This is a genomic window from Spirosoma rhododendri (assembly GCF_012849055.1).
In the GTDB taxonomy this organism is placed as follows: Bacteria; Bacteroidota; Bacteroidia; order Cytophagales; family Spirosomataceae; genus Spirosoma; species Spirosoma rhododendri.
Genome location: NZ_CP051677.1, coordinates 4666157 through 4684090, shown reverse-complemented (window position 1 = coordinate 4684090; position 17934 = coordinate 4666157). Strand labels below are relative to the sequence as shown.

General features: G+C 55.1%; 20 protein-coding genes. 13 read left to right on the top strand and 7 right to left on the bottom strand.

The window, feature by feature from the left end; all coding sequences use genetic code 11:
- Positions 1-31: 31 nt before the first annotated feature.
- The 3 genes from HH216_RS19475 (at position 32) to HH216_RS19465 (ending at position 5920) form a co-directional block, all read left to right on the top strand.
- A complete protein-coding gene (locus tag HH216_RS19475; protein WP_169552324.1) occupies positions 32-1300 on the top strand; it encodes a TolC family protein in 1269 nt (422 codons plus the stop codon).
- Between the two features lie 269 nt (positions 1301-1569).
- Positions 1570-2658 (top strand): efflux RND transporter periplasmic adaptor subunit, encoded by a 1089-nt coding sequence (locus HH216_RS19470; RefSeq protein WP_169552323.1) that lies wholly within the window; start codon positions 1570-1572, stop codon positions 2656-2658.
- 136 nt (positions 2659-2794) lie between these two features.
- The gene (locus HH216_RS19465) at positions 2795-5920 is read left to right on the top strand and encodes an efflux RND transporter permease subunit (protein ID WP_169552322.1); all 3126 of its coding nucleotides are present in this window, start codon (positions 2795-2797) and stop codon (positions 5918-5920) included.
- A 15-nt stretch (positions 5921-5935) separates the two neighbouring features.
- Here HH216_RS19465 and HH216_RS19460 read toward each other — a convergent pair whose 3' ends face one another.
- Both HH216_RS19460 and HH216_RS19455 read right to left on the bottom strand, forming a co-directional pair.
- Positions 5936-6754: a helix-turn-helix domain-containing protein gene (locus HH216_RS19460; protein WP_169552321.1), complete on the bottom strand. Its 819-nt coding sequence runs from the start codon at positions 6752-6754 to the stop codon at positions 5936-5938.
- Positions 6755-7726 (bottom strand): aldo/keto reductase, encoded by a 972-nt coding sequence (locus HH216_RS19455; RefSeq protein ID WP_169552320.1) that lies wholly within the window; start codon positions 7724-7726, stop codon positions 6755-6757.
- Positions 7727-8026: 300 nt separating this feature from the next.
- On the opposite strand from HH216_RS19455, the gene HH216_RS19450 reads away from it, so the two are divergent.
- The 4 genes from HH216_RS19450 (at position 8027) to HH216_RS26460 (ending at position 10000) form a co-directional block, all read left to right on the top strand.
- A complete protein-coding gene (locus tag HH216_RS19450; protein WP_169552319.1) occupies positions 8027-8992 on the top strand; it encodes a methylenetetrahydrofolate reductase in 966 nt (321 codons plus the stop codon).
- 198 nt (positions 8993-9190) lie between these two features.
- Positions 9191-9724 (top strand): hypothetical protein, encoded by a 534-nt coding sequence (locus tag HH216_RS19445; RefSeq protein ID WP_169552318.1) that lies wholly within the window; start codon positions 9191-9193, stop codon positions 9722-9724.
- A 7-nt stretch (positions 9725-9731) separates the two neighbouring features.
- A complete protein-coding gene (locus HH216_RS25585) occupies positions 9732-9869 on the top strand; it encodes a response regulator (protein ID WP_217371874.1) in 138 nt (45 codons plus the stop codon).
- Between the two features lie 2 nt (positions 9870-9871).
- A complete protein-coding gene (locus HH216_RS26460) occupies positions 9872-10000 on the top strand; it encodes a response regulator (protein ID WP_256366339.1) in 129 nt (42 codons plus the stop codon).
- Between the two features lie 227 nt (positions 10001-10227).
- Here HH216_RS26460 and HH216_RS19435 read toward each other — a convergent pair whose 3' ends face one another.
- The 3 genes from HH216_RS19435 to HH216_RS19425 all read right to left on the bottom strand — a co-directional run bounded on the left by HH216_RS19435 (position 10228) and on the right by HH216_RS19425 (position 11769).
- Complete coding sequence (locus tag HH216_RS19435; protein WP_169552317.1) at positions 10228-10605, bottom strand: VOC family protein; 378 nt, start codon at positions 10603-10605, stop codon at positions 10228-10230.
- A gap of 187 nt (positions 10606-10792) precedes the next feature.
- Positions 10793-11074, bottom strand: coding sequence for a helix-turn-helix transcriptional regulator (locus HH216_RS19430; RefSeq protein ID WP_169552316.1), 282 nt, complete (start codon positions 11072-11074; stop codon positions 10793-10795).
- A gap of 26 nt (positions 11075-11100) precedes the next feature.
- On the bottom strand, positions 11101-11769 hold the full coding sequence (locus HH216_RS19425; RefSeq protein WP_169552315.1) for a hypothetical protein: 669 nt from the start codon (positions 11767-11769) through the stop codon (positions 11101-11103).
- 107 nt (positions 11770-11876) lie between these two features.
- Between HH216_RS19425 and HH216_RS19420 the strand changes: the two genes are divergently transcribed.
- The 3 genes from HH216_RS19420 to HH216_RS19410 are packed head-to-tail and all read left to right on the top strand — an operon-like array spanning position 11877 to position 13444.
- Entirely contained in the window at positions 11877-12734 is an 858-nt protein-coding gene (locus tag HH216_RS19420) for an SDR family oxidoreductase (RefSeq protein WP_169552314.1), read from the top strand.
- A gap of 11 nt (positions 12735-12745) precedes the next feature.
- Positions 12746-13171 (top strand): DUF6640 family protein, encoded by a 426-nt coding sequence (locus HH216_RS19415; protein WP_217371873.1) that lies wholly within the window; start codon positions 12746-12748, stop codon positions 13169-13171.
- Positions 13172-13216: 45 nt separating this feature from the next.
- On the top strand, positions 13217-13444 hold the full coding sequence (locus HH216_RS19410) for a hypothetical protein (protein ID WP_169552313.1): 228 nt from the start codon (positions 13217-13219) through the stop codon (positions 13442-13444).
- Here the strand turns inward: HH216_RS19410 and HH216_RS19405 are convergent.
- Positions 13441-14280, bottom strand: a complete 840-nt coding sequence (locus HH216_RS19405) for a helix-turn-helix domain-containing protein (protein ID WP_169552312.1) — start codon at positions 14278-14280, stop codon at positions 13441-13443. The genes HH216_RS19410 and HH216_RS19405 overlap by 4 nt on opposite strands.
- Positions 14281-14335: 55 nt before the next feature.
- Positions 14336-15214 (bottom strand): aldo/keto reductase, encoded by an 879-nt coding sequence (locus HH216_RS19400; RefSeq protein WP_169552311.1) that lies wholly within the window; start codon positions 15212-15214, stop codon positions 14336-14338.
- Positions 15215-15600: 386 nt separating this feature from the next.
- On the opposite strand from HH216_RS19400, the gene HH216_RS19395 reads away from it, so the two are divergent.
- The 3 genes from HH216_RS19395 to HH216_RS19385 all read left to right on the top strand — a co-directional run bounded on the left by HH216_RS19395 (position 15601) and on the right by HH216_RS19385 (position 17933).
- Positions 15601-16398 carry an SDR family oxidoreductase gene (locus HH216_RS19395; protein ID WP_169552310.1) on the top strand — a complete coding sequence of 266 codons (798 nt, stop codon included), beginning with the start codon at positions 15601-15603 and terminating at the stop codon, positions 16396-16398.
- A 70-nt stretch (positions 16399-16468) separates the two neighbouring features.
- A complete protein-coding gene (locus HH216_RS19390; protein ID WP_169552309.1) occupies positions 16469-17389 on the top strand; it encodes a helix-turn-helix domain-containing protein in 921 nt (306 codons plus the stop codon).
- 229 nt (positions 17390-17618) lie between these two features.
- Positions 17619-17933: an ArsR/SmtB family transcription factor gene (locus HH216_RS19385; RefSeq protein ID WP_169552308.1), complete on the top strand. Its 315-nt coding sequence runs from the start codon at positions 17619-17621 to the stop codon at positions 17931-17933.
- Position 17934 lies beyond the last annotated feature (1 nt).

Genomic DNA, 17934 nt, shown 5'->3' with positions numbered 1-17934 from the left:
CGGAGCTTTGTGGCCGTATTGTACTCACCGTATGCGGCTATTGATTGCGCTTTTCTTCCTGACACTAACTATCCCCCGGCTGTCTCTTGCCCGGACATTGCCACCCGCCGATTCGTTGCCGTTGACGCTGCGGCAGGCCGACAGTCTGTTTCTGCGAAATAACCTGCTGTTGCTGGCCGAACGTTTTCGTATCGATGCGAGCCAGGCGCAGGTGTTGCAGGCGGGTTTGTACGATAACCCGACGGCGACGCTGGAGCTAAGTACCTACAACCCCGAAACCCGGCGCGTGCCCGACATCGGTCGGCAGGGGCAGAAAATCGTGTCGGTGCAGCAACTGCTCTACACGGCGGGAAAGCGCAACAAACGCGTTGCCCTGGCGTCGGAAGCCACCCGCCTGACCGAATACGAGCTGCTCGACCTGCTACGAAGCCTGCGCTTTGACCTGCGCAGTCGTTTTTACGCTATTTATTTCCAGCAGCAGACGCTGAGTCGGTTCGATCAGCAGATCAATACGTTGCAGACCACCGTGTCTGCTTATGAGGTGCAGTATGGGCGGAACAACGTGTCGCTGCGGGAGTTGCTGCGGCTGAAGGCCCTGCTGTTTGAGTTGAATAACCAACGTACGGCGATCCGCTTTCAACTCGCCGACGGTCAGCAGCAACTGCAAACGCTGCTCTCGATCACAACCCCCGTCCGGCCCGTCGTAACCGATGCCACGCTGACGCGCTATCGCCTGCCCACTCTCCCCGACGATTCGCTGCGGCAGCAGGCCCTGCGCAGTCGTCCCGACCTGCGGGCGGCTGAATCGTTGACGCGGCAGGCCGAACTGAACCATACCCTGCAACGCGCATTGGCCGTGCCCGACCTGCGCGTGGGCGGCACGTACGATCAGGCGGGTAGCTATGTACCCAACTACGTGGGGCTGTCTGTATCGGCCGATCTGCCAGTGTTCAACCGCAATCAGGGCGCTATCCGGGCGGCTAAATCGCAGATTGGCTATCAGCGCGAATTACAGCGGCAGCGGGCGATTCAGATCACCAACGAAGTCGACGCCGTGCTGGCGAAGGTGCGGGAAGTTGAAGGGCGTATGCAGACGATGGAGCCGCAATTCACCGATCAGTTCGAGCAGCTAAACCGGGGTGTGGTGGTCAGTTTCCAGAAAGGTAACCTGAGCCTGATCGAGTTTGTCGACCTGATCGAAGCCTACAACGACAGCGTGCAGCAACTCAACCGCCTGAAAGCCGACCGCGTCAGTGCCTACGAGGAGCTGAATTACCTGGTGGGACAGGAGTTGTTCTAGGGAGGGTTTAAGGTTTGTAGTTCAACGTTTAAGGTTGCTTGTCCCCGGCAATTACTGTCCCCGACAGCTTCTAGCTGTCGGCGGTCCGATGTCGGAGCCGACAGGCTAAGGAGGGAATACCAAGTGTCGGCCTGTTTACCCCCCAGCCCCCTGAAGGGGGAGCATTTCGCAAATGAATAACTCCCCCTTCAGGGGGCTGGGGGGTAAACAGACCAGCACTAAATAGCCTAATGGTCAGTGAAGTATTTGGAATATTTCAGATAACACACATGAAAAATAAACTGAGTTTACTCCTCATCAGCCTGACCCTGCTCACAGCCTGTTCGCCCGACAAAGCGGAGACGGGAGAGGGTGCGGAAAAAGTGTTTCGGCTCTCCGACACCATGATGCGCCGGATCAAACTTGATTCGGTCGTGACGCGCCCCGTCCGTAGCGAACTGACGCTGGTGGGCAAGGTCATGGCCGACGAAAACCGGGTCATCAAAGTATTCCCACTGGTCGGGGGCGATGTCGAAGCGGTCAACGTCGAGCTGGGCGACTACGTGCGGAAGGGGCAGGCGCTGGCGTCGATCCGGTCGGGCGAGGTGGCCGACCTGGAACGGCAGGGCATTCAGGCGCGGTCGGACCTGCTGCTGGCCGAGAAAAATCTGCGGGTCGCGCAGGATTTGTTCGAGACCAAACTCAACTCGCAGCGGGAGGTGGTCGCGGCCCAGAAGGAAGTCGAAAAAGCGCAGGCCGACGTCAATCGGGTGTCGGCGGTGTCGCGCATTTACGGCATCGGCAAATCGTCGATGTACACGGTGAAAGCCCCCATCGACGGGTACGTGATCGAAAAGAACGTAAACCGGGGTACTCAGCTCCGCTCCGACAACGCCGATAACCTGTTTACCATCGGGCAGATCAGCGACGTGTGGGTGCTGGCCAACGTCAACGAGAGCGACATCGGGCGGGTACGCACCGGCATGGACGCGAGCATTCAGACGCTCAGCTACCCCAACGACCTATTCCGGGGCAAGGTCGACAAAATCTACTCCGTCCTCGACCCCAACACCAAAGCCATGACCGTCCGGATTCGCCTGCCGAACCCCGGCAGTAAACTCAAACCGGAGATGCACGCGACCGTCACACTGCGCTACGAAGACGGCGGTCAACTGGCGACGGTACCCGCGCAGTCGGTGATTTTCGAGCGATCAAAGCAGTATGTCATGGTCTTCCGCGACCGTACCAACATCGAAACGCGCGAGGTCACCGTCCTGAAATCGCTGGGCGACGTGGCTTACATCAGGCAGGGCGTTCAGCCCGGCGAGCGCATCATTTCCAACGATCAGTTGCTGATTTTCAACGCACTAAATAAATAAAGAGCGGTCCTTCATTCTTTTGATAAGCTAGTGGTGTCAGGTCAGGGACCTGACACAGATGCGACAGCAACTCGCTTCGCCCGGAAATGTGTCAGGTCAGGGACCTGACACCACTGGAACTCAACTTCAGTAACCCATGTCCAGATTCATTCGTACCATCGTCGGCTTTTCGCTGAAGAACCGGTTCTTCGTCTTTTTCATGACGGGCGTGCTGGTCATTGCGGGTGTGGTCAGCTACCTGCGTACCCCGCTCGAAGCGTTCCCCGACGTTACCAACACGCAGATCGTGGTCGTGACGCAGTGGCACGGGCGGTCGGCGGAGGAAGTTGAGCGGTTCGTAACGGTGCCTATCGAGGTGGCCATGAACTCGGTGCAGCGCAAAAGCAACGTCCGCTCCACGACCATGTTCGGCCTGTCGGTGATGAAGATCATTTTCGACGACGGCGTCGAGGACTTCTTCGCCCGGCAGCAGGTCAACAACCTCCTCCAGAACGTGTCGCTGCCCGACGGTGTTGGCCCCGAAATTCAGCCGCCCTACGGCCCGACGGGGGAGATTTTCCGCTATACGCTCGAAAGCAAAACCCGCGATAGCCGTGAACTGCTAACCCTGCAAAACTGGGTTATCGACCGGCAACTCCGCAGCGTACCCGGCGTGGCTGATATCGTGGCCTTTGGCGGGCGCGACAAAATCTACGAACTCCGCGTCAACCCCACCCAACTCGCCAAATACGACATTACCCCACTGGAAGTGTATCAGGCCGTGACGCGCAGCAACGTCAACGTCGGGGGCGACGTGATCGAGCGTAACGGGCAGGCCTACGTCGTGCGCGGCATCGGTCTGCTGACGTCCATCCCCGACATCGAAAACATCCTGATCGAAGAAGCGGGCGGCAACCCGGTGCTGGTCAAGCACGTAGCCGAGGTGATCGAGTCGGAACTGCCGCGCGTGGGGCAGGTTGGGCTGGATGCGCAGGACGACGTGGTCGAAGGGATCGTGGTGATGCGTAAGGGCGAAAACCCCAGCGAGGTTTTGGGACGTGTGAAGACTAAGATCAACGAACTGAACACGAGCGTGTTGCCGTCGGACGTGAACATGGCGACCTTCTACGACCGCGACAACCTGATCGAGTTTTGTACGCAAACAGTGCTGCACAACCTCACCGAAGGCATCGTGCTCGTGACGGTGATCGTGTTTCTGTTCATGGCCGACTGGCGCACCACCGTCATCGTCAGCATTATCATCCCGCTGGCTCTGCTGTTTGCGTTTATGTGTCTGCGGCTGCGGGGTATGTCGGCCAACCTGCTCAGCATGGGCGCGGTCGATTTCGGGATCATCATCGACGGGGCCGTCGTGATGGTCGAGGGGATTTTTGTCGCGCTCGATCATAAAGCGCACAAGGTCGGGATGGCGCGGTTCAACCAACTCGCCAAGCTGGGTCTGATCCGCAAAACGGGTGGCGAACTGGGCAAGGCCGTGTTCTTCTCCAAGCTTATTATCATCACCGCCCTGTTGCCCATTTTTTCGTTCGAAAAGGTGGAAGGCAAGATGTTTTCGCCCCTCGCCTGGACACTCGGTTTCGCCCTGCTCGGTGCCCTGCTCTACACCCTGACGCTGGTGCCGGTACTCTGCTCGATGCTGCTCAACAAGAACGTCCGCGAGAAATCAAACCCGCTGGTGCGCTTCTTCGACCGGGTCGTGATGCGCGGGTTCGGCTGGTGTTTCCGCCACCGGCGCACGAGTCTGGTGGCTGCGCTGGGCTTTATGGTTGCTACGTTTTTCTCGGCGTCGATGCTGGGCACCGAGTTTCTGCCACAACTGAACGAGGGCGCCTTGTGGGTGACGGCCGAACTGCCGATGAGCATGTCGCTGCCCGAAAGTGTGAAGATGACCAAAACGATTCGGGCCGATTTGCAAAAATTCCCCGAGGTGCGGCAGGTGTTGTCGCAGGTGGGCCGCTCCAACGACGGCACCGACCCCAACGGCTTCTATTTCTGCCAATTTCAGGTCGATTTAAAGCCGAAAAAGGAGTGGTCTAGAACGATCACGACCGAACAACTGACCGACGAGATGGACGCCAGGCTGAAAAACTACGCGGGCGTACTCTACAACTATTCGCAGCCCATTGTCGACAACGTGGCCGAGGCCGTGGCGGGCTACAAAGCGAGCAACGGCATCAAGATTTTCGGTCCCGACGTCTACGAACTGGAAAAGTACGCGGCTCAGGCGATGGCTGCTATCGAGGGCGTGCCGGGCATTAAAGACCTGGGTATCATCCGCAACGTGGGCCAACCCGAAATCAGCGTACTGCTCCACGACCGGCAGATGGCCCTCTACGGCGTCTCAACGGCCGACGCGCAGGCGGTGATCGAAATGGCGATCGGCGGTAAAACGGCGTCGGTGCTCTACGAAGGCGAGCGTAAGTTCGACATCCGGGTGCGGTTTCTGCCCGAATACCGGCAGAGCGAAGCCGATATCATGCGGCTGATGGTGCCCACGATGAGCGGGGGTAAAATTCCGCTCAAAGAAATCGCGACCATCCGGCAGGTGACGGGTCCGGCCTTTATTTACCGCGACCTGAACAAACGATTCATCGGCGTGAAATTCTCCATCCGGGGCCGTGACCTGGGCAGTACCATTGCCGAAGCGCAGCAGCGTGTACGCGCCAAACTCCAGCCTGCCCGCGAGTATTCGGTCGATTGGGTCGGCGAGTTCGAGAATCAGGTGCGGGCCACCGACCGGCTGAGTCAGGTCGTGCCGATCAGCATCGGGGCTATTTTCGTGATTCTGTTCGTGCTGTTCGGCAACGCCAAAGACGCCGGGCTGGTGCTGCTCAACGTGCCCTTCGCCCTGATCGGTGGTATCCTGGCTCTGCACGTGACGGGCATGAATTTCGGCATCTCGGCGGGGGTAGGCTTCATCGCCCTGTTCGGTATCTGCGTGCAGAACGGCGTGATTCTGATTACCGTCTTCAACAACAACCGCAAGGAGCGACTACCGCTCGATCAGGCAATTCGCGAGGGCGTGCAGTCGCGGGTGCGGCCGGTGGTGATGACCGCGCTGATGGCGGCAATCGGTCTGCTGCCAGCCGCCGTCTCGACGGGTATCGGCTCGGAAACGCAGAAGCCCCTCGCCATCGTGGTCATCGGCGGGCTGATCACGGCCACCATCCTGACGCTGCTGGTCTTCCCCATCATCTACCGCCTGTTCTACCGGAAGGATACTAAGACGATTGAGCCTGAACCCGCCGTTGCGCTATCGTAGGTGCACTGGTATTGATCAAGGCTCCTGTAGCAGGGCCGTTGGCGTTACGCCGAATTTTTTCTTGAACGAATGCGAGAAGTGAGATATGCTTTCAAAGCCCAGTTTGAGGTAGATCGCCGACGGCTTTTGCTGGCTGTTTTCGATCAGGTGGCGGGCTTCGCTCAGTCGTTTTTCCTGTAGCCAGTGACGGGGTGGAGCGCCGAACGTTTTCACGAAATCGCGTTTGAACGCTGCCAAGCTCCGGCCCGTAAGCTGCGCGAATTTTTCAATCGGAACATTGAACTGAAAATTGTTGAGCATAAACTTTTCCAGGTCGATCTTGTGGGAGACCGAGAAGTCGAACAGCTGGTTGCGCAGGTCGGGCAGAGTCAGCAACAGTAACTTGACTCCTTCCTTTAACTTCAAAATACCCAGTTCGTCGGTCATGCTCGCGCCTGAGCTGCGGGCGTACGGAACAATCGATTGAAAATAGCCCCGCAGAAAATCGTTGATGGGAATCAGGCTGTTGGGTGCGCCGAGGTGTCTCCGGTCGGCCTGTACATGGTCTTCCAGCGCGATCCGGCGCAGCAGTTCCTCCTGCAACGATATGACGATGGTTTCGTAGTGTCCGCCGGGTGGGGGCGTTTTCGTAAGCGTGCCTACCTGATTCTTACCAATCAGCATCAGTTCGCCATCGCTCATCGAAAGGCGTTGCCCGGCGGTTTGCAGCACAAGCTGCCCGTACACCTGCAAAATCAGGGTGTGGTGATTCCAGACGCACACTTTCTCGTTCGGCTTAGCCGAGTGGTACGAATAAAAGAGAACGCCGGGCAGGATTTCGGCTGGACTGGTCATTTAGCGTTGCAGGTACGTGTCGCCCCGTATGGCACCGATGGCAAACGTGGTGTTCAGTAAATTCATCTCGTCGGACGTGATGACAAGATCCAGCGCGGCTATGTTTTCGGGCAGGCGCGACCGGCGGCTCATGCTAACTAACGGCATAATCTGCTTGCCTTGTTCCTTCACCCAGGCGATGGCCAGTTGCGTAGGCGTACAGCCTTTGTCGCGGGCTATCTGTTTCAGCACGTCAACTTTTTCCAGGTTATGACGCAAATTGTCCCCCTGAAAACGGGAAAAAACCTGCCGATAGTCATTCGGGGCCAGTGGAACGGGCAGGTCGCCGGTCAGCAACCCCTCCGCCGTGTTGGCGAAAGCGACAACAGCGATGCCTAGTTGCGCTGCGGTCGGTAGCAGATCACGTTCGATCTGCCGGTCGGCCAGTGAGTAGCCGATCTCCAGCGCGCTGATGGGGTGAACGGCGTGGGCCCGGCGCAGTTGGCCGGCCGTGATTTCCGAAACGCCGATATACCGTACTTTACCTTCCTGAACCAGGTCGGCAACTGTGCCGATGATGTCTTCCAGAGGCACGCTGTTGTCGATTCGGCTGGGCTGGTAGAGGTCAATGGTGTCGATGCCTAGCCGGGTCAGCGAATAGTTGATGAAATTCTTGATTGAGACGGGGCGCAGGTCCATGCCGATGGGCTGACCATTGTGAAAGATAGCCCCGAATTTTACGCTGATGAACGCATCGTCGCGCCGACCGTTGATGGCCCTGCCGATCAGTAACTCATTATGGCCAGCCCCGTAAAAGTCGCCGGTATTCAAAAAGTTGATACCACTGTCGAGGGCTTCTTGGATGGTCGCGAGGCTTTCCGTTTCGTCGGGCGTGGCCCCGCCCCAGATTGACGACATGCGCATACAGCCTAAACCAAGCCGGGATACCGACGGGCCGCGCTGACCCAGTTGAATTGTTGGGATGTTTTTCATGTGGCAAAGGTCCGGCTTCACGACGCCCGTCTGGTTGCGTCTACGGCTCAGATAATTTGCCTGTACGGCTCATCCAACCCATAGCGAAAAACAGAGAAGCGTGTTGGGGAACAGGTTTGGCAATGATTGTGGCGCGAAACACGTCCAATAGTGACGCGGAAGGGCTTCCGGGCGAAAATCTCCACGGCCTTGTTGCGCGTCCGGTTAAGGTTATAAGTAGTTTTACTGCTCTGTGGCATAACGCGTCGTAACCGCCCGATTTGAGGTAATCTACCGCGCTTTACATTTAACCGCCTGCCAATGTTTCTGGAGAAAATAAAATCAGCCGAATCGGGCATACTGCTATACGGCATCACCCCGCCTAAAGCCAGCACCCAGCCGGAGCGAATAGCCGAGATCGCCCGAAACACCCTGGATCGACTGACGAGCCTCGACATCGATGCACTCGTGGTCTATGACGTGCAGGACGAGTCGGCACGGACGGCCGACGAAAGACCGTTTCCCTTTCTGCCAGCCCTCGATCCGTTCGTGTTTGCGTCCGGCTACCTGACTGCGTTGGCGATTCCCAAACTGATCTATCGGCCTGCCGGTAAATTTTCCCCGCAGGAGCTTACCGATTGGCTGCAACAACTCCATCAGCATAGGTTTTACCCGGTTTTCGTGGGCGTTCCGGCCCCTAATTTCCCCGTAAAAACGACACTTGCCGACGCTTACCAGATCTGGAGCCGCCACCAGGAGACATCGGTTGTCGGCGCGGTAACTATCCCCGAACGGCACAATCTGCTGAACGACGAGGATAGCCGGATACTGGACAAAATGAGTTGTGGCGTATCGTATTTCGTCTCCCAGTGCGTGTTCAACGTCGACTACGCCCGGCAGGTGATCGACGACCTGGCGACCCGCTGTCATGCACAACAGGTTGCCCCACCGACGATCATTTTCACGCTCACCGCCTGTGGGTCTGAAAAGACACTTCACTTCATGGAATGGCTCGGTATTCACGTCCCAGACACGGTGAAGGAAACGCTGAAAACGTCGGCGGATATGCTGGAAACGTCGGTGCAGTTATGCCTTGCCATTGCCGACAGCCTGACGGCTTTTTGTATGGAGCGTTCCATTCCGTTCGGTTTCAATATTGAAAGTGTGGCTATCCGGAAAGCCGAAATCGAAGCCTCGGTCTACATCACGACGAAAATAGGGCAGATGCTGAGCGAGAAAGGTCTACGAAAGTCGCCTGTTGCGCATAGCGTATCGATTGATCGTTGAGTCTGGATCACGGCAACCCGCCGTTGCGACAGCGTAGCGGACAGACGACTGAGAGTATTTGCGGGCCGCTCATAACCACTGTACATCATTTCGTTGGCAGCTGGTTATGAGCGACTTTGTTTCTGAACCTGCGATCAATCTGTTCGCCCCAAAAAATCTGCCGGTCAGTCAAGTCCCGAGGAGCTTAACAGCCAGCAGTTGCTGGAAGCCACACTGGACAGCTCGTTCAACTTTATTCAGGTCTTCAAAGCTGTTCGCGACCAAAGCGGCCAGATCATCGATTTTGTCTGGGTGCTTACCAACCGGCGCTGGCAGCAGGCCTACGGCGATATTATCGGCAAAAGCCTGTTGGAACTCAATCCGGCCGTCGTCCAGACGGGGGTGTTTGCCCGATTGGTAGACGTTACCCAGACGGGCGTGGCCCAGACCCACGAACATTACTATCCGTTCGAGCAGTTCAACGGCTGGTTCCATCAAACCCTGACCAAGCTTCAGGATGGGGTGGTGTTGACCACCGAAGACATTACCATTCGCAAACAGGCCGAGATCCTGCAAGCGTTCTTGCTGACGCTGAGCGACCATCTGGGCCAAATGGTCGACGATCTGCTCGACGTTAGCCGAATCAGTCAGGGTAAGATTCAACTGAAGAAAAAATGCCTGGACCTGGGCCAGCTCGTTGAGCAGGCGCTGGAATCGATCCGGGCTGTTGCGAATCCGGAAGTACGAAGCTGATACGTGTTTGAGCGGTTTGGAAGCGCTGACGATTGTGGCATCCCACCCGCCAGATGCGGTACTGCTTGATCTGGGTATGCCGGGTATGGACGGCTACGAAACCTGTCGTCGGCTGCGGGAGTTGGCTTGGGGCAGGAAGGAATAATCGTGGCCCTGACAGGCTACGGGCAGGAGAAAGACAGAAAACGGACTCAGGAAGCGGGCTTCGACGGGCATCTGGTTAAGCCCGTTAATTTACAGACGCTGACCGAGCTGCTGGACAAGCTGCTGGACTGACCCGAATCGTATGGTCGGGCACGTAATCCGGGTCGATTTATTCTCCTGAAGGTAGTGCCACGCTTAACAAAAACACTGTCGGCGACTAACTGTGCCCTATTCTGCCAAACGGCCATGTTCCCGCTAATCGTCTATGTATTTTCCTGAAGACAGAAATTTCGTAAGGTGAGAGCCAGCTAGTGGCCGTCTGATACCGACAGATGGCCACTAGCTGGCTCTCATCCGGTTTAAGCGACGTCTTCCCACAGTTCGATGCTGTTACCTTCCGGGTCCAGGATGTGGACGAACTTACCATAGTCATACTCGGCAATTTCATCTACCACAGTCACTCCGGCCCGTTTCAGCTCCTCGACAAGTTCTTCGAGTTGCTCCACCCGATAACTGATCATAAAATCCTTGGTGGAAGGCGCAAAGTAGCTGGTGTCTTTGTCGAAGGTAGCCCAGACGGTTGTTCTTTCTTTGCTGGGGTCGTGGGCGTCGCGCCATTTGAACAGGGTCCCGTACTCCGCTACGGGTAAGCCCAGATGGCGGGCATACCATTCGTTCATCAATGTGGGGTCATCGCATTTGAAGAAAATGCCGCCCAGTCCTGTTACTTTGTTCATTTTCAGGGGTTTTCAGTTCGTTTGCCAATAGTACTTACGTCTCAGCGTAATCTATTTACGTTGCCACCCGAGTCCGCTGATGCGTAAACCCTTTTTTTTGCGAGGACTTGTTTACACCAATTTGAGCAACAACCAGATAGCGCAACGTGAATTGGCTCCGGTCCGCGCCTACGTTGCCCATGCCCAATTACGAAGCTGAAAATTTCTTGGGCTTCATACCGATATGCTCCTCAAACACGCGGCTGAAATGACTCAGGTTACTGAACCCCAGCGCGTACCCTACTTCACTGACCGAGAGTCGCTTCTCCCGCAGCAGTGAGGCCGCTTCGTTCATCCGCATCGTCTGGTAATAGCCATACGGCCCGCAGCCAAACACCTGCCTGAACAGCCGCTTCAGCTTCGACAGGCTCATACCCACCAACTGGGCCAGTTCGGTAAGCGGAGGGGCTTCAACCAGATTACCAATCAACCGATCCCGTACAATGTATAGGGCCTTTAAATCAGCCGGGTTGATTGAGTGAAGGGAAGGCTGTGGTCCTGCCGCTGTACCAGTTCCATCAGCAGGCAGCAGATCAGCTCTTCGGCTTTCACTTTGTAGAAGAACCGTTGCAGTGACGCCGGTATGGGCCTGTCCATCATGTCGAGAACGATCTCCTGAAGCCGTAGCGAAACCAGTTCTTCGAATACCAGCGGCTGGCGGTTGTCGAGCAGGGTTTTTAGCACCAGATTTTCCGCTTCGCCCGCCAATAGTTCGCGCAAATAGGCCGGGTCGACGGCCAGTTTGATGAGGTTGAAGCGAACCCCACGAGGAATGTGAACCTCGGTATCTAATCCGTGAGTGCTGATCGTGACCGATGGTAAGGCTCGTTTCGGTGTACCGCCCGCAACATCCTCTGACTGCTCTTCTTTCAGAATGCCGCTGATCCCGATCTGAATCATACTGTCGGGCAGATTGACGCTTTGCCGTTTAATCAGCAGATCATCGTGCAGCGCATAGTGCCGCACAAGCAGCCGCAGGTGACTGCCAAATAAAAACCCCATCACGTACCCGCTGCCGTAGGGTGGGGGGATGGTCACCCGCCCGTTCTCAACTGAACTACCAACTGTTTGGGCAAACGCATCCAGAAAATTGTCGCCATCAATAGCGGTCAGTTGCCGGTCCATTCGTAAGCTTTTACGACTATTTATAGGGCTAAACTAGGTATTTTGTCAGAAACGTACCGATGACCTTTGTGCTGTTCTTTTCAACAAACAACGGAACAGGTACAACAATGATAGTTATCACAGGAGCGACCGGCAGTATTGGGTCCGAATTGTGCCGTTTACTGGCGGCTGACAACACGCCCTGCCGGGCGATATACCGCAAAGAAAGCCAGCAACCCTTTTTCGACGCGTTGGAGCTGGAAGCCGTTCGGGCTGATTTCGACGACATCGATTCGATGCGACGGGCCATGCAGGATTGCACTAACCTATTCCTGCTCACCGCGCCCGATCAGCGACACGTCGAGCGGGAAATCGTCATGATTAGGCTGGCCGTTGAGTCGGGTGTTCAGCACATCGTCAAGGTGTCGACAGCCAACACCAACCAGAGTTCGGCACTGGCCTATGCCCGGTCCCACGCCCAGATCGACCACTATTTACGTGGCCAGCCTATCGACTGGACGATCCTGCGGCCCACGGGTTTCATGCAGAATTTCATCGAGTACGCGCACCCGATCGGGAAGGGCATTCTGCCCCATATGCTGGGCGATGGCCAGATCAGTTACATCGATCTGCGAGATATTGCGCTGGTAGCCAGACACGTACTAACCCAGCCGGGCCATGCCAACGCGACCTATTACCTGACCGGACCAGCCGCGTTGACGGTATCCGATGTAGCCGCTGAACTGACTGCAGGCTTGGGCCATCCGGTACGGGCCGTCAACCAGTCGGAGGCCGACACCCGGCAGGCGCTGATCTATGCTGGCCTTGATGCCTGGTACACCGATGCCCTGATCGAGCAGTTCAGGATTGGGGCCAACGGCGGTGAAATTGACACAACCGGCGAAGTGGCCCGGCTGACGGGGCGGGCCCCCAGAACACTCCGGCAATTCGTCCGCGATTACAAAAATCAGTTTACAAACCAGTAACCCCAACAACGATGAAAACCGTGTCGATTGGCAACTTCCTGATTACCCTCGTGGCACTTTGGACCACGGTCGGCTCTTATATTTTCGACTGGAACGACACCCACATTTACAACCCCGCCTGGCCCCCGCACGCCAGGTTCCATAATGCCCAGACCATGTTGCTAGGAACGGTCATCGGCCTGACAGCAGGCTGGGTATTGTGGGTACCCAAAGCCAACGCGCTTTATCGTCTCCAGGTGGCTTCGGCTCTGGCCAGTTACTACTGGATCACGCAGGCGGGTTCCCTCTTGTTTCCGGGTACCGCCCTGGTCGATCCCCAGTTTGCGTATCCGGGTCAGCCGCCCGCCCAGCTAATCGTTGATGCTGTAACGCTCGTGCTACTGACTATCGGCTTCGTACTGGAGCGGGACCGACTGAAGCGTAATCCGCAGCTGTAAGAAAGCTGCATTGGCCTGTTTAGATCACTGTTTAACTACTATCAAATGAATTCAAACCACGAAGTTGCCAAACCAAAAATCTGGAAAATGCTGCTCATTGGCTGGCTGTTTGCGTATCTGGTCGTTAACGTGGTATTCGCCCTGCTTGGGCCGTATCTAACTGATTTACGCCCGTTGGTGCGGAGCGGCATTATCACGACTGTTCTTGTCCCCGCCTTCGGATCGGGGTTGCCCGCTATCCAGCGCAAGCTGTACGTATGGACCATCCGCTAATGACTCTCTGCAGTAGCCTGAAGCGATTTTTGTCGTAATACCGCTGTTGGCGGGTAGCCGTAGTATTTCTTAAACGCAAACGAAAAATGGGATAGATTTTCAAAACCCACTTCCAGATAGATATCGGCTGGTTTCCGTTGGCTTTGCGCCAGGTGGTAATGGGCCAGCTCTAATCGTTTCTGCGTGAGCCACTTTTGTGGCGTGGTGTTAAACGCTTTTTGGAAGTCCCGCTTGAACGTGTTCAGGCTGCGCCCGGTCAGATGGCCAAACTTATCCATCGACATGTTGATCATGAAATGCTTTTCCATGAACTCCACAAGATCAAGTTTACCCGGATCGGAAAAGTCGGATAGGAGCGTATCGATGTCACTGTCCAGCGCACGCAAAACGGCTATGGTCTCGCCAAGCTTCAGGGAGACAATGTTTGCTGGCAATTTGCTGGATAGCTGGAAATAAGGCTCCAGCGAGGCAAATACACTGTCTAGCAGCGGGTGTTTTGGGAACGACCGGATTTTGTGGGTATGCGGTTTGATGGATTTAAAGCCATCCGCAGCGTACAGCTCCTTCAACCGTTCGGTCGTGAACGTCATCATCACCGACCTGAATGGCTTGCCACCCAGAGACGTCTTGGTAATCATGGAAAGCTGATTTCTGGGCAGCAACAGCGTATCGCCGGCAACGAACGTGTACGAGTCATCTGCCTGCGTCACGTGCATCTGGCCCGATATTACGCGGATCAGCGAGTGGTGCTTCAGCACGATTTCTCTTTTCAGATGCTCCTCCTCCAGACACGACAGAACAATGTCTGCGTGGCTGTTTTGTTCTTTTTGTGCCATACGATCAAAACTACCGAAGCCAAACCAGAACGACTTTAGCAAGCCGTTTCATGCCCTATCCCAAAAATGCCAGTTCTTCTGCGGACAGCGATATGTGGGCGGCATTTATGTTTTCAACCAAATGTTGAACCGACGTTGTTCCCGGAATGGGCAGCATGAATGGTGATTGGTGCAGTAACCAGGCAATGTTGAGCTGTGCTTCGGAGACCCCTTTCGCCAGGGCGAGTTCCTTCATTTTGGGCTGCTCGGCAGGCAACGATGTCTGAAGCGAAAAGAACGGGATAAATGGGATTTGCCGCTGCTCACACAAGCTCAGTACCTCACCCCCCTGGAAGCCGTACGCACTGGTGGGATCGGTAACCCGTTGCGCATAGCTGTACATATTTTCAACGCTGGCCACGTTACCCATGCTGATGGCGGAGTTGAACTGGTCGATGGTTGCGTTGGTCAAGCCAAGATGCTGTATTTTACCCTCTTCCTGCAAGGCCAGCATGGTCGCCCAGCCTTCCTCAAAATTGTCTGAACTGTTGATGGCCTGACCAAAATGAACCAGGCTCAACTGCTCGACTTTCAACTGGTTGAGGTTGTTTTCGACGCTCGCTCTTAATTCAGCTGGCTTGCCGAAGGGCAGCCAGCTTTTGTCGTCTCCCCGTCGGGCACCAACCTTAGTGGCAATGATCAGGTCAGGCGTATAAGGATACAGGGCCTCTACCAGCAGTTTGTTCGTGACCCCGGGTCCGTAAAAATCAGCGGTATCGAAAAAATTGACGCCCAGCTCGATGGCTTTTCGCAGGAGCGCAATAGCCCCTTGCCGGTCGCGAGGCTCGCCCCAGAAATCGTCGCCCGTCAGGCGCATGGTTCCGTAACCGGGTCTCTGGGCAAGTAGTGGGTTAGCCGAGTTGGTTCCGATGGTGATTGTGTTCTCTTGTCTCATTTTTAGTGATTTAATGAGACAAAAGTAGGTGGCTGCCGGGCGGGCAATTTTGTTGTAAGGCCCAACTTTACTTTGTTTTAAAGCCCACTTGCGACCTTAATCGAGTCAGCAGACTTGACTGAGACTGTGGATGCGTTGAATGAAAACGGGCTTATTTGGTCAATACTTACCCGTACACCCCTCTGGTAGTTGCCAACGGCTTACGCTGGCAAACGTCTGAATGATTTCGAGTCAAGGTTATAAAGCGTGAACCGATACTGCCAGTTCTCACCCGACTGCCGATAGCGTAAACAGCTACCATTTTGACTACAAGATTTCCCAATTTCATTACAAGCGGCAACCGGTAGCAAATGAGCTTTGCATCTCGTAAAAACGAACAAAACGACATGACAAAGACCATTTTTATCACCGGCGCTTCGACCGGAATTGGTAAAGCAAGCGCAAAACTGTTTGCGGGCAAAGGCTGGAAGGTGATCGCTACCATGCGTAAGCCGGAGGCTGAAACGGAGCTGACCCAACTGGAGAACGTAATCGTGCTGCCCCTGGATGTGACTAACCGCCAGCAGATCGACGAAACTGCCCGTCAGGCCCTGGCAATGGGTGACATCGATGTGGTGTTTAACAATGCTGGTTATGCGTTGCTGGGTGCCCTGGAAGCCATCACCGATGACCAACTGGTTCGCCAGATGGAAACCAATTTTCTGGGTGTTGTCCGGGTTACGCAGGCGTTTATTCCGTACTTCCGTGAAAAGAAAGCGGGACTTTTTATTACGACTGGTTCTTCCGCTGGCTTGATGGGCTTTCCCGTCAGTTCAATGTACGATGCCAGTAAATGGGCGCTGGAAGGCTGGAGCGAAAGCCTCTCGTTTGAGTTAAACGAATTCGGCATTGGTATCAAGACGATCGAACCGGGTCTGGTAGCCACCGAAATTGGCGCCAAATCCGTGATCGCTACGCATCCGGCCTACGAAACCTTGCTGGGTAAGTTTCAGGCGGCCATCAGCACCGACAACGTTTCGTCTGCCGAACAGATTGCTCAGGTAGTTTACGAAGCCGCCACCGATGGCACCAATACGTTGCGCTATGTATGCGGTGACGATGCGAAAGTCCTGTATGCCCAGCGACTTGCCGTAGGCGATGAAGCCTTCCGGGAGGGCATCCGGCAAATGCTGACTACATTTTAACTGAAATCCCGGGCATTCTTTTGCCGGTACAGCTTGTTGCCAGTCTGTACCGGTAATGCCTTTTTCGAGCATGAAAGGAGAACTCAGAAACAAACCCCGTCTCTTCCGTTCGATATCCGAACTACAAAGGACATTTGGTTTACCCCAGCCGCTGCATCCACTGATCAGCCTGCTTGACTACAGCAAGGTGCGTATTACGGGTGAGATGCTGGCTGCCACCTTCGCGATGGATTTTTACAACATCACTTACAACGAGTCGGCGGGTTGCCGCATGCGCTACGGCCAAACTACCTACGATTTTGAGCAGGGCGGTCTGTTTTTTACTTCACCCGGCCAGCCGCTGACGGGCGTCGAGACCTATGACTCGACTGTGGGTTTCACCCTGCTGTTGCATCCCGACTTTCTGAGACAGTATTCGCTGGCTACTAAAATTAAAAACTACGGCTTTTTCTCGTACTCGGTGAGCGAATCGCTGCACCTGTCGGATAAAGAAAGGACAATCATTACCGGCATTGCCAAAAACATTGGCGACGAGCTGGAAACGGCCATTGACGACTTCAGCCAGGATGTGCTGATTTCGCATCTGGAACTGCTGCTGAACTACAGTCAGCGCTTTTATAAACGCCAGTTTATCACCCGCAAATCGATCCATAACGCGCTGCTGGAACGCTTCGAGGATTTACTGTATCGGTATTTCAACGACGAAACGGCATCGCAGAAAGGCCTGCCCACGGTTCAATACCTGGCCGATGAACTGAACGTTTCCCCCCGATATCTGGGCGATATGCTGCGGGCGCTGACGGGCCAAAACACCCAGCAACACATCCACAACAAACTCATTGAGAAAGCTAAAGAAGTGTTGCTGCTCAATGAGTTAAGTATTGGCGAAATAGCCTATCAACTGGGTTTCGAACACTCCCAGTCGTTCAGGAAGCTGTTTAAATCAAAAACGCAGCTGTCGCCGGTGGAATTCAGAGCAAGTTTTAATTGACCCTTCTGCAATGAATCAGGCATAGGCCAATAGCCGAAGTTAGCCGCTGTTAAATTGTTCAGTTGACATAGGTCGCGCTCCAACGGAGCGCGACCTATGTCGTTCTCTACTAATTGCATTTAGGTATAGTCATAGACTGACTGATTTTCGCAGGCCAAAAATTTGCGAAACCGATTGGTTGCGAGTAAATTTGCAACCAATCGGTTTCGCAAAGTAAAAAGTAGACCACATGAGACGAGATATTTTTCAGGCAATAGCCGACCCGACCCGGCGGGCCATCATCACCCTGATTGCCTTTCAGGCCATGACCCCCAACGCCATTGCCGACAATTTCAACACGACCCGACAGGCCGTTTCCAAACACCTGCGCATACTCACCGAATGCGAACTGGTGAAACAGGAACAGCAGGGCCGTGAGATTTACTATTCGCTGGAAGTTGAAAAAATGAAAGAGATTGATCAGTGGGTAAACCAATTCAGGAAAAGTTGGGAAACCCGTTTCAATCAACTTGACGACGTATTATCAACCCTTAAAAAACAATAAA